At 68.7% G+C, this 11988-nt stretch carries 7 protein-coding genes and 2 pseudogenes; 5 read left to right on the top strand and 4 right to left on the bottom strand.

Features of this window, described 5'->3' with window-relative positions:
- Positions 1 to 855 precede the first annotated feature (855 nt).
- A pseudogene (locus tag AB0447_RS28630) lies at positions 856 to 1479 on the bottom strand (helicase associated domain-containing protein); the annotation flags it as partial.
- A gap of 230 nt (positions 1480 to 1709) precedes the next feature.
- On the opposite strand from AB0447_RS28630, the gene AB0447_RS28625 reads away from it, so the two are divergent.
- The 3 genes from AB0447_RS28625 to AB0447_RS28615 all read left to right on the top strand — a co-directional run bounded on the left by AB0447_RS28625 (position 1710) and on the right by AB0447_RS28615 (position 4549).
- Complete coding sequence (locus AB0447_RS28625; RefSeq protein ID WP_366479721.1) at positions 1710 to 3359, top strand: Mu transposase C-terminal domain-containing protein; 1650 nt, start codon at positions 1710 to 1712, stop codon at positions 3357 to 3359.
- On the top strand, positions 3356 to 3967 hold the full coding sequence (locus tag AB0447_RS28620; protein WP_366479720.1) for an ATP-binding protein: 612 nt from the start codon (positions 3356 to 3358) through the stop codon (positions 3965 to 3967). Before AB0447_RS28625 ends, AB0447_RS28620 begins: the two co-directional genes overlap by 4 nt.
- A 156-nt stretch (positions 3968 to 4123) precedes the next feature.
- Positions 4124 to 4549 carry a hypothetical protein gene (locus tag AB0447_RS28615; protein WP_366479719.1) on the top strand — a complete coding sequence of 142 codons (426 nt, stop codon included), beginning with the start codon at positions 4124 to 4126 and terminating at the stop codon, positions 4547 to 4549.
- A gap of 89 nt (positions 4550 to 4638) precedes the next feature.
- On the opposite strand, the gene istB is transcribed toward AB0447_RS28615, so the two are convergent.
- Both istB and istA read right to left on the bottom strand, forming a co-directional pair.
- The gene (gene istB, locus AB0447_RS28610; RefSeq protein ID WP_366479718.1) at positions 4639 to 5436 is read right to left on the bottom strand and encodes an IS21-like element helper ATPase IstB; all 798 of its coding nucleotides are present in this window, start codon (positions 5434 to 5436) and stop codon (positions 4639 to 4641) included.
- A pseudogene (istA, locus tag AB0447_RS28605) lies at positions 5433 to 7061 on the bottom strand (IS21 family transposase). Before istA ends, istB begins: the two are co-directional and overlap by 4 nt.
- Before the next feature lie 352 nt (positions 7062 to 7413).
- Here istA and AB0447_RS28600 point away from each other — a divergent pair.
- A complete protein-coding gene (locus tag AB0447_RS28600; protein ID WP_366479717.1) occupies positions 7414 to 8511 on the top strand; it encodes a hypothetical protein in 1098 nt (365 codons plus the stop codon).
- A gap of 569 nt (positions 8512 to 9080) precedes the next feature.
- Here AB0447_RS28600 and AB0447_RS28595 read toward each other — a convergent pair.
- On the bottom strand, positions 9081 to 9632 hold the full coding sequence (locus AB0447_RS28595; RefSeq protein WP_352218439.1) for an XRE family transcriptional regulator: 552 nt from the start codon (positions 9630 to 9632) through the stop codon (positions 9081 to 9083).
- Positions 9633 to 11290: 1658 nt separating this feature from the next.
- Between AB0447_RS28595 and AB0447_RS28590 the strand changes: the two genes are divergently transcribed.
- Positions 11291 to 11695: a hypothetical protein gene (locus AB0447_RS28590; RefSeq protein WP_366479716.1), complete on the top strand. Its 405-nt coding sequence runs from the start codon at positions 11291 to 11293 to the stop codon at positions 11693 to 11695.
- The last annotated feature ends 293 nt before the right edge of the window (positions 11696 to 11988 follow it).

The raw sequence follows: 11988 nt of genomic DNA, 5'->3' as shown, positions 1-11988 counted from the left end.
CCTTGATCTCCAAGTCAGCTGTCTTGGGGAGGCCCGCCTTCGGCGACCACTGAAGGGCCGCGCGGGGCCGGGTTCCCCTGCGGAGGGTGGGCGTCTGTCCTAGTGAGTGACACCGTGGTGTGCCTTTCACGGGTCGTGATTTTCGCATCATGAGCGGGCTATCGACCCGGATGCCGGTGTCGACATCCCCGAGCCGCACCTGGCCTACCTCCCGGCAGCGCTGGCACACGAGGCACGGTGCGGTCTCGACGCACGTACCGCGCCAGCACGCGCGGACCTTCCCTGGAACGGCCCCTCACTCCACCACGCACTGGCTGACCTGGCCACCACGGCCGCCCGCCCATCCCCCCTCACGCGCGGCCCTCGAGGGATCTGCGCGCAATGACCGGCCGACAGCAGGGGCTGGTCTGATGCTCACCGCAGCCGCCCCTTGTCCCGCCCGACGCGTGCGGGTGCGGGTGCGCGGCGGAGTTCGGCATCAGCCGCGCGCAGGCGTATTGGCTCCTGGACGTCGCCCGCGCCCTGGACGCGATCCACGGCGCAGTCACAGCCGGCCTCGAGGCGTCTCACACGCGAGACACCGATCCGGCTGGCTGCCGCAGCCGCGCTCGACTACGGCCTGTCCCAGCGGGCCCTGCGCGCCGTCTCCGGCCGTAGCGGCGATGCGGCCGGAGCTTGAAATCACCACCCGGCTGGCCGCACTCGCCCACAGCGGCCTGAACGCTTCTTCTTTGTCCATGGAGGGAGGGCAGAAGGTTGGGGATTGCGCCGACGAGCGAGTTTGCCAGCCCAGCAGCAATGCGATGTGCACAGCGAAGGCGCCGGGCGGGAGGATTGGCGCCTTCGCGGTGCCGGTCAGGCCCAGTCGATGCCGAGCTGCGCGAGGGCGGCAAGTTGCTCCTGGGTGAGTTTGTTGCGTCGAGTTTTGGTGTTGGAGACCCACACGCCCAGCTTCACGGTCATCGGCTCTCCTTCGCCGTCGACGGTGATCTGTTCGCTGTGGGTGCGGGGCACCGGCCGGTGGGCGCCTTCCCGTTCCACCCACTGCGTGAGGGCTGCCAGGCCCCGTTGGAACGCCTGCTGTGCCTTGCTCGGCCCCTTCGCCGCACGGCTGGCCGCGGGGACCGGAGGCGGCGCTTGGGCAGGCTCCACGCCTAGTGCGGTCAGCCGCTTCTGCTGTTCGGGCAGCAGCCGCGTCCAGGTGGCCGGCTGCTTCTGCTGCTGGAGCCAGCGTCCGATGTCGTCGCCGTCCATGAGCACGCCGGGGGCGATGTCGGGCAGCTGGCCGTCGGCGTCGGCCAGGTCGGCCAGGACGCGGTGGTGGCGCTGCCAGTCCAGGGGCCAGGGGCAGTTCCAGTCCTTGTCGATCGCGGTCAGCTGTGCGGCGCGTTCCGCGGCCCGGTTTGGATCCTTGCCCAGGCCGTTCTTGGCGCCTTTGCGGCGGAGGTTGGCCATGTGCTGTCCGATGGGCACCATCTCGTCGTTGCGATGTGCCGGTTTGGTGTCAGTGGGGGATTGGCAGTGACGGTCCGTCAGTCAGGTGCGTTCGTGCTGGTCGTATGACTAGGGGGCACATCTGCTACTGACATGGAAGCGGTGCTTGGGGTGGTTGCCGCTGTCATGGGGCGGTACACCAACACAATCTCTACTGCCACGAAAACGGTGCTTCTTATCCAAGGTGGATGTGGTGGCCAGGAGGGTTGGGGCCTGTGAAGGTCTTCCCGGTCTTGGGGTGTGTAGTGGTGGGGGAGCGGAGTGCGCTGCCGGAAGCCGCGCGGGTACAGATGCGCGGCGCGGCGGTGGGCCGGCTGCTGGATTTGCGGGCAGCGGGTCGGCTAACGGCAGGCCATGTGCGAGTGGCCGCAGGGGCGCTGGGGGTGTCGGAGCGGACGGTGTGGCGCTGGCTCGCTGCGCCCGATCCCAGGCCCGGGGTGGTTCCGGGTGCTCGGCTGGTGCGGGTGGACCGGTTCGTCGTGACGGACGAGGTACGTGCGTTGCTGGCCTTGTGGGGTGGGAACGTCGCTGCGGTACAGCGGGAGCTGGCCGAGCGTGCTGCCCTGCAGTCGCCTCCGGGGGTTGCGCCGTCGTTGACGACGTTGCGTCGTGCGATCCGGCGGGATCTGAGTGCGGGGGAGCGGGCGGGGCTTGCTGGTGGTGAGCGTGAGGCCCGGAAGCATGATGTGTTTCTGGCCCGGCCTCGGGGCTGGCGGAATCAGGTGTGGGAGGCCGATCACGTCCAGGCCCCGGTCCTGGTCGATGTTGAGGGTGTGGCCCGGCGGCCTTGGGTGACGTGGTTCGTGGACTGCGCGACGAACACGGTCATGGGGGTCGCGGTCACGCCCGGGTATCCGTCGCGGGAGTCGGTGCTGGCCGCGCTCCGCGCGGCGGTACTGCGCGAGGACCCGTTTGGGCCGCAGGGCGGACTCCCCGAGAAGGTCCGGGTGGACCGGGGCAAGGACTTCTTGTCGAAGACGGTCGCGGCGGCGTTCGGTGCGCTGGTGGTCGAGGTGGAGGACCTTCCCGCCTACACCCCGCACCTCAAGGGCACAGTCGAGGGCCTGAACCGGGCGGTGGAGGTGATGTTCCTCGTCTCGTTGCCCGGCTACGTACGCCAGCCGCGCCCGGGCCGGCGCCGGGCGCGTCCGAAGGACGAGCTGCTGCTCGGGTTCGAGGACTTCACCGCTCGTCTGCTGGGCTGGGTGGAGTGGTGGAACACCGTGCACCAGCCGGGCCCGCTGGGCGGGAAGACCCCGCTTCAGGCCTGGGAGGCGGATCCGACTCCGGTGCGGGAGGTCAGCCCGGAGGAGTTGTGGACGTTCACGCTGGAGGACGACGGACGAATCAGGGTGATCTCCACCCGCGGTGTCCGGTTCCGTCGGCGGGACTATGTGGGGCCGTGGATAACGGGCTTGGCCGGTACGGGAGTGCGGGTGCGGTTCATGCCGCACCATGATCACCGGATCGAGGTCTTCGACGCCACGACCGGCCGCTACCTGGGCCCCGCGACCGTCGCGGATGAGGCAAGCCCGGAACAGATCACCGCGGTCCGCACCGCGCGTGCCGCGCGCAGCCGGCGTCTGCGCAAGGACCTCGCCGCGGCGCAGCACGAGCGCTACGCCGCGGTGACGCGGCCGGGGAAGCCAGAGCGGCTGGACGCTGTGTCCTCGATGGAGGCTGCTGCCGAGTTGGCGGTTGCCGACCGGGCGGATCTGTCGAGGCTGGCCCTGCCGGACCTGATCCCGCCGGCTGCGGCGCCTCCCACTTGGCGCACCCCGCCCTCGCTCGCCGCCCGCACCCGCCCAGACCCCGTGCCCCCGGCATCCGACGCGGGCGACGCAGAGGCGGGGGCTGAGCGGTGACCACACCCACCTACCAGTACGTAGACTTGCCCGACGCCTCCATCGTGACCACGAGGGCCCTGCTCACTGCGCGGGAGAACATCGCGGACACGGTCGCCGCGCGGGCGATGATGTGCATCCACGGCAACGCCGGCTTCGGCAAGACCCTCGCGGTCAACACCTGCCTGCACGAGCTGGAAGACACCTGCGGCGAGGAAGTTTGCCGGGTCACCTTCCGGGCCCGCCCGACCGCCCGCGCGGTCCGCTACGAGCTGTTCGAGACGCTCCGCCTGCCCGGGGAGCCGCCGCGCCATCCCAGCGAGTTCGACCGCCTGTTGAAGACCTCCCTGTCCGAGCGGCCCCGCACCTTCCTCGTCGACGAGGCCCAGTGGCTCAACGGCGAGGCGTTCGAGTACTTCCGCTACCTCTGGGACGAGCCCGCCACCCAGATCGCGATCGTCTTTGTCGGCGGCGCCGGCGCCCACAGCGTCCTGTGCCGCGAGCCGATGCTGTCCTCCCGCATCTTCGTCTGGCAGCAGTTCACCCGCCTCACCCCCGACGAGGTCCTCGATGGCTTTGTTCATGTTCAGCAGCAGCGTTTGTCTGCCGGTTTGGGCGTCAGTTGGTGATCACTGAGCCTCGGAATGTTCACGAGAGATAGCGTCAGCGCATGGACCAGCGTGGCGGCCTGGACCGCTGGCCCGGGTGTCAGGGGGACATGTTGGCGCCCCGGAGAGATGTTCGCCGCCTGCCGTCTAACCTCTCCTCTTGGGGAGGGTGGGATCATGGAAAAGTCGATCTTGGTTGAGTCCATCAGGTACTCCGCTGTGTGCCAGGGGTGCGGTGCCGAGGCGGAGTGGTGCGGCGTTCAGGCGCTGGTGGGCGAGGTGCTGAGGTGGGATGTTGAGTCGACGTGTCCGGCCTGCGGGTTTGCCCTGGCTGTGTGTGGCGGTGACCTGTCGGAGGAACTGCGTGGCCGACTGCTCTCCGAGCACGGGCGGGCAAGGTTGCGGGTGGTCCCGCCGACGAGGAACGCCGCCATCATGCGGGTGCTGCGGGCGGAACTCGGCATCGGCCTGGACGGCGTCCGGGCCGTGCTGGAGCAGGTCTTGACCGGGCAGTACTCAGGGACCCTGCCCGAGATGGAGCTCCTGGCGCGGAAGCTGCGGGCATCAGGCATCGAAGCGGCCGCTTCACGGACGGCGGATTGAGTGAGCCTGCCGGGCGGAACGACTGGGTTCGGCGAGGACGGCCCGCCGCCCGGAGGGCGGCGGGCCGTCGAGTTAGGTAGCGGCAGGGATCAGCCGGCCTTGGCCGACTCCTCGGCGCGAGCTCGGGTGCTGGCGAGGCGGTAGGAATCGGTGCCGGTCTCGATGATGGTGCCGTTGAAGGTGAGTCGGTCGACGATGGCCGCGCAGAGGCGGGGGTCGGTGAACGTCTTGGTCCAGCCTCCGAATGACTCGTTGGAGGCGATGGCCACGCTGTTCTTCTCTTCGCGTTCGGTCAGGACCGGGAACAGGAGTTCGGCGCCGCGGCGGTCGAGTTCCATGTAGCCGAGTTCGTCGATGCAGAGCAGGTCGACGCGGCCGTAGCGGGCGATCGTCTTGGAGAGCTGCTTCTCGTCGGCGGCCTCGACGAGCTCGTTGACCAGCTTCGTCGCCAGCACGTACTTGACCCGGTAGCCGGCCATCGCCGCCTCGGTTCCCAGAGCGATCAGCATGTGCGACTTGCCGGTCCCTGAGTCTCCGATCAGGCAGAGCGGCTGACTCTTCTTGATCCATTCACAGCTGGCGAGCGTGTGGATGGTGGCCGCGTCGATGCTCGGGTTCGCGTCGAAATCGAAGGTCCGCAACGACTTGTCCCGGGGGAACCCGGCCGCCTTGATCCGCCGTTCCGAACGGCGCCGGGACCGGTCGTCGCACTCGGCCATCAGCAGCTCGGCGAGGAAGCCGCGGTAGGTCATCTGGTCCTTCAACGCCCGGTCGGCGATGTCGGAGAACTCATTTCTGATCGAGGGAAGCCGCAGCAGGCGGCAGGCGGTGTCGATGGCCGTGGTGGCGGCCTGCTCGGTCAGTCCTCGCTGGCGGGGCAGGGTCACTGTGCTTCTCCCTCGCGGTGTTCACCGCCGCTGGCGCGACGGCGTCGGAGCAGTTGGTCGTAGTGGGTCACCGAGGGCAGCGGCCTGGTGTCCGGGGGAAGATGCGCGAGCCGCCATTCGTGCAAAACGTCACGGTCGCCCCCGCGGCACCGGCCGGCGAAGGATTCCCGGCGGGTTCGTCTTCGGCCTGGGCGATCTTGCGGGCTTCGAGGGCGACCGCGTCCGCGGTCAGTGCCCCGGCCCGCAGAGCCATCGCGAGGCCGGCGACGAGGTGCTCGTGCGAGACGTGCCTGGCCAGCAGCAGCACCTCGATCAGGGACCTGGTGCCGGCGGTGTCGCCGTGGGCCTTGACCGCCGCGGCCCACCAGGCGTCGTGGACCGGGGTGAACTTGCCCGCAGAGCGGGCCTGTTCGAGTGCGGTGGCGCCGGGGAAGGCACCAGGCTTGCGGATCAGGGCCTCCAGGTAGTGGTCCAGATCCAGGCGGCAGCCGCCTTTCGCGATCAGGCGCTCGTGCCGAGCCACTTCCACGTTCCGGTCGTAAACGACCAGGTGAGAGGCGTGCAGCACGACCCGGACCCGCTTGCCGATCAGCCGGACCGGCACCGAGTAGCGGTTCGTGCGGACCGCGATCTGGCTGTAGCGGTCGACCCGCGGAGTGAAGAGCCGACCTGTCTCGAACGGTTCCTCGGGCAGCGGCATCAGCAGTGGCCGCTCGACCTCGAAGTACTCGTCGATCGTCCTCGGCCGCGAACCGATCCGGCGCCGTCCGTCACGCAGGTCCCACTGGTCGACGAGTTCGTTCAGCTCGGCCAGCGAGTCAACCTCGGGCCCCGGGGTGAAGTGGTTGCGGCGGAAGTAGCCGATCTGCCCCCTCCACTCCGCCCTTCTCGTGGGCGCCCTCGATACCGGGCCGGCAGTAGAAGCTCTCGATCCCGAAGTGCGACCTGAACGCGATCCACCGGTCGGCCTCCACCCTGGCCCGGCTCAGCCCCAGCACCCGGGCGACGGCGGCCTTCAGATTGTCGTAACGGACCTTGCTCCGTGGGACCCCGCCCAGCGTCCGCAGCGCGTGGACGTGCCCTTCGAAGAAGGCTTCCTGGCCGCAGGAGGCGAAGACGCGATGGACGGCCTTGCCCGAGTAGGACAGGCGGAACGAGAACAAATAGCAGGTCACAACCTCGCCGGCGAGCCGGATCGTGACGTCGCCAAAGTCGACCTCGGCCTCCATGCCGGGCTGGTGGGCCTGCGGCACGAATGCCTCGACCGGCGCCTTCCCCGACTCGACGAGGATCTGCGGCTTCCGGTCGGAGACGTAGCGCCGGACCATCTGGTAGGAGACGTCCGCGGCGTGTTCCTCGACCAGGCGGTGGAAGATCCGCGTGATCGTGTGCCGCTGCTTGCGCGGCGCGTCCAGATCCGTCCGCAGCATCTCATCGACGAGGGGCTTGTACGGATCCAGCGCGGTCGGCCGCGGCGGCAGCTGCTTCCTCGGCTCGGGCCAGACCGAGTCCACGGCCTTGCGGACCGTCCTCCATGACACGTTGTACTTGCGCTCGATCTCCCGGATCTTCATACCGCCGCGGTGGTCGCGACGGATCGCCGCGTACAGCTCGACCTTCGACATCTGCGGCATGACCAGGCCCTTTCACCAGGAGCATCCCGATGCTCCCGTGGCAAGAACCATGGCGACTTCAAAACTCGTGAACATCACCCGACGGTGGATCTGGGCGCCTCCCAAACCCGTGAACAACGGGCTTCGCAACCCGTGAATAAAGCCACCTCGACGTCGTCCCGCTCTTCCACCCCGTCTGGGAAGACGCAGACCCCGCCGACATCACCTTCGCCGACGAACAGGCCGCCCACGGCAACTTCCGCGCCTGGGCCCAGCTCACCGCCCACATGCGCACCGCCCTGGAACGCACCGGCCGCCCGCGCCCGGACCGCGACCTGCTCCGCTGGGCCTTCAGCCGCCTCGCATGAGCCCACCCGCCACGCCCCGCCTGGCCGTCGTCCTCGACACCGGGGACGACGCCGCCTTCACGCACGCTGCCCTGGCCGCCCACGCCCCCCACGCGGGCCGCATCACCCTGCATCCCGCGCCGGGCACGACCAGCGACACCGCCCTGGCCAGCGACCTGCTCTTCGCGCTGGGCAAGCCCGCCCACCTCCCGGGCCGCTTCCCGCACGGCCGCCCGCCGCTGTGGGAGGCAGCCTCGGCATGGACAGCGGCCCTGGCTCTCGCCCGCCTGACCGTCCTACGCGCCCACCTGCTCGACGAGCGCCGTCTTGAGCGCCTCATCGGCCTCCAGCGGCAGACCTGCATCCACCTCACCCTCGTCGTCCACCGCCCCCGCCTGACCGCAGCCCTCACCCGAGCTCTGGCTGCAACCCGGTACACGACCGTCTCCACGCTCACCGAAGCCCGCACCCTCTACCTGGGCGAAGACGCCACACGCAGCACGGCCCCGCCGTCACCCTCATCGTCGGCCGCCCGGCGCTGGATCACCCTCTCCGCCTTGGACCGCCTCGTCTCCTACGACAGCCCCCGCCCCTGCACCGACGTCTGCGCTCCGCAGCCGATCGTCTACCACCAGCGCCCGGCCCCCATCCCGCCGACCGACGCCCAGGCCGGCCAGCTGGCCCACCACCTACACGCCGCGACAGCCCACCCACCCCGCGCCGCGGCCCTCGCGGCGACCGTCGCAACCAGGGCCTCGTTCCAGCAGCTCACCACCGCTCGCGCAGACGGCTTCCACCTCACCGACCACACCCTGACCCTGCACGACCGCACCCGCTACACAGACGGCTGTGCGATCTACCCCTTACCGGGCTGGGCAGTGGTCTTCCTCCACGCCGCCGCCCACTTCGCCCACCTCACCGGCACAACCCACCTGCTGGCCGCTCCCGCCGACCGCCCCGCCCTGCTGCGCCTTGCCGAGGACATCAAGGTGCGCCCTCCCCAGCCTCCGGGCCGGATAGAGGCACGGCCCGGCCCGGTGATCTGGGACTGGGGCGAGAAGCGCGAGGCGCTCCGCTGCGAGCGCCTCCTACCCGCCCGTGCCGAGGCTTGGTAGTTGTCACCGTCGGCACCACGTAGCCTGCGGAGGGAGCAGGTCGAAGCAGTCGGGCTGTCACTGGAGAGGCGCTGCAGTTGTCACACGAGGCCGATGAGTGGGTCGTTCGAGTACCTGTGCGCAGCATTCCTCGCGGGGAGCTCATTGCCATGCTTGGCGAACAGACTCCGGCCTGCGGACCTGCCCGTGACGCCTTGGTTGCCGGGGGTGCCTTCCGGGTCGGGGACGGTCTGGTCCCCGCCAGCCGGCACGCGGGTGTGTTCGCAATCCGTATCCGCACAGCTGCTCGGCGTGGGCACACAGTCGGGGGCCTTGCCGCGTCGGTTGACATCCTCCGGCAGGCCGGGGAAGAGCGTGTGCGTACCGGTTTCATCGACTCCGTGGACCGATCGTCCGTGTTCACGATCTTCCTGAACTCTTCGGCGACAGAAGTGCTGGCCTGCGCAGGTGGACTCCGGCCCCACCCCCTGCCGCCGCCGGCAGACGCCCCCGAGTGACCAGGCCTGCCTTGGTGTCAACTCTCATGCTTCGGCTGACCGCCTTGCTGCCCGAAGGCGGCAGCAGAGCCGCTAGGCGAGGCCGAACTCGATGAAGTCGATCTCTGTGAACTCCGTCTTCAATGCGTGCGCGCGCTGTCCCGCCTGCCGGAAGTAGACGTGTCCCAGCGCCCGGGCCAGGATCGCGGTGTGCTGCCCGTCGGGGGCCCCTGCTTCCCAGGCGGAGAACAGCTCTCGGGCCACCTCGCCCGGCACGATCGAGGTCAGCAGCCGGTGCCTCGGATCGTCGGAACTCTTGGCGCCGGCTGAGAATCCGAACCGGGCCCGGGTGTGCACCACCAGCCCCCGCTGCTCAGCGACAGCCCGGCGCCTGGCCCGCACCAGCGGCTGCCATCTCGCCCGCACCCGCGCCTCGATCAGCGCCAGATGACGGACACTCGGCCGGGCGCGCGCCGACGCCTTTCGAGCCGTCCACCGTTGAACTGTCCGTAGTGACACGCCCAGCTCCTGCGCCACGATCTGCTTGGAGCCCTTCGCCCACCTGAGCAAAGCACGCAGCTGTTGCTCGGTGGTACCCGGCACTGGTTGCGTGAACAGCACCTGCTCCAGCCCCGCCCCGATCACTGTGCTCCTCCGCCTGCCGACCCGTTGTTGTACCGGGTTTTTCACGTGACAAGGCACAGGGCGACTGGAACACGGATCTTCCGGCGAGCAACGGCAAGATGCGGTAGAGGCCTGTGAGCGGAGCGGTTGCCTGGAGCGGGTGGGCTTGATGGGTGTGGGTCAGCGTGAGTGCAGCCAGGTGCTGGCGTAGAGGACGAGTGCGCCGCCTGCTGCTGTGGCGGCACCTCGGAGGAGGTGTACGCCGGCCTCGTTGCGGACTCGCCGGGCCAAGTGGGCCCAGCGCCCCGTGTTCAATGGCGGTTCCGGTGCGGGGGGTTTCTCACTGCGGGCGATGACCGTACGCTCAGTTTGGGACATGAGGTTCTCCTTTGTCGGGGACTGTCCTCTGCTGACGGCTCCCTGCGCTACCAGGGGGCCGTCGCCCGTTTTCGGGGACAGCCACGCCGTCGTCCACTTTCTGAGACGAAGAGGCGTCTCAGGGGTGGACGCCACAACGAAAGCACCTCGAAACACGCTCTGACCAGCGGAAACGGCAGGTTGTTCAATCAGGTCTGTCGAAGCTGCGGAGACATCACCATGAGGCACACCTGGTGGTGGATGTATCGGTGTGTGTCTGGGCATGCGCATGACGGTCATTCAGGGTTCATGTGTGTCATTGGTCGAATCGTGCAGAACCACGCCTGTGTGTGGGGTGGTGTGTTTATCCGTGGCGTCAATGTGTGTGAGTTCAGGTAATCGGGAGACATGGCAAGTGCTCCCCTGGCAGGGTGTGTCGAGGGCTCAGTTGCTGCGTATGCCGGGCACAGATGTGCTCCCACCAGGCCCTCGCCGGAACCTGGTCCTCGAACTGCGCGTACACCTGAGGGAAGCCAACCGCCCTACCCTCGTCGCCATCACCGCAGCCATCGCTGGGCTAGACGGCGTCAAGCCCGTGAGCCGGGAGACGGTACGCCGGCTGTTCGTTGGGAAGACGCTCGCAAATTGGCCCACCCTGGACTCCCTCCTGCGTGCCCTGTGTCAGCTGGGGAACCAGGATCCGGACCGACCGCGCTGGTCCGAGAGCGAAGACAGGTGGACTGCTATTCCAACCTGCCGAGAGCATCTTCGCCTTGTCTGGGACCGTGCGGTCGAAGAGGACGCGACCGAGGAATTTCCAGAATCGCCGCCCTCGCAGCCCCCTCCTGCTCCGCGTGCCGCTCCAATCCCCTCACCGTCCCAAGACGATCCGTGGGCAAGCAGTCAGCCCTCCGGTGGTGGCTGGGGAGCTTCGAAACCTTCAACACCTACGCCCGGTGGCTACAGTGACGAGCCTCCGTTCTGACCTGCGGAGTTCCTAGGTCTGGGGCCGGTTGTGCAGTTGGGTTGAGTGCTGTGCCGCAGTTGCAGCGATCCTCGACACGTCGACACGCTAGGGCGCCTTCCGTCTGCGCGACAAGAGGTCTGTTCCAGTCAGAATCCGGATTCTACTTTGAAGCACACTCACTCTCGAGTGGCGGGATCAGTTCCGGAATCGCTGGACGTCCCGCCGCGTCGATGTCATGATCAAGTCTTATGACTGCATTCCGAAAGGCTCATGCCGCGTAATCGGCCGAGAGTGCTGCGCGGGCAGCGGGTGCCGCGACAGGTGTACGCGGATACCGGTTCATGGGGGCGTTGGATTGCCCAAGCGTTGGCGTCCGTCCCGGCGGATCGTCTCCGCGATCCGCCGGGAGGAATACCGGCGCCCGTTCGGCGATGGATGGTGGCCGGGGGCGGCTTTGGAGGCCATCGATGCCTATCGGGCCTTCCTCGCGCGCCCGGGTAAGTACCTGTACCTTCTCTTGTCGATTAGCGGTAGTCGGGACCAGGAGCTCCGGGAGAACGTTGCGGTGGCCCGGGACCTCCTCGAAGTGGTCGTGCAGAGGCTCCCCACGCGTGCCCGCCGCGACCTGGAAGCGCTGCTGGCAGAAATGGATGACGAACTGCGGCGCAGGACCCTCCCCGACCCGCTCGCTTACCGCCAGCCGTACCGCAGGGGAGGCTGGTGGCACTGGCGTCTCTATCACGAGACCAACCACCTCTGACACCCGTCGATCCCCGGCGGCTCCCTGGTTGTTGCTGCCGGCGCCCGCGCAGCGGGCTAGTCCTGAAGGCGAAGCCGGAAGGACCGGGCGGAGGAGCGAAGCGGACGCACCCAACGGGCCGAAGGCCCGAACCCCGTGAAACGGGGTCACACAGGCTCGCGAAGCGAGCCGTTCGAGACCGAGCGAAGCGAGGCCCCGAACCCGTCCGCAGCGAAGCGGAGGACCCCGGCCCGAAGGGCCGGCTCTGGCCCGGCGAAGCCGGGCCAGCCGAGCGCAGCGAGGCGGTTCATTGC

Origin of the sequence: Streptomyces sp. NPDC051211, from assembly GCF_040689505.1 — a bacterium.
GTDB lineage: Bacteria > Actinomycetota > Actinomycetes > Streptomycetales > Streptomycetaceae > Streptomyces.
The sequence above is the reverse complement of the archived record's forward strand: the minus strand, read 5'-3'. Positions and strand labels throughout refer to the sequence as shown.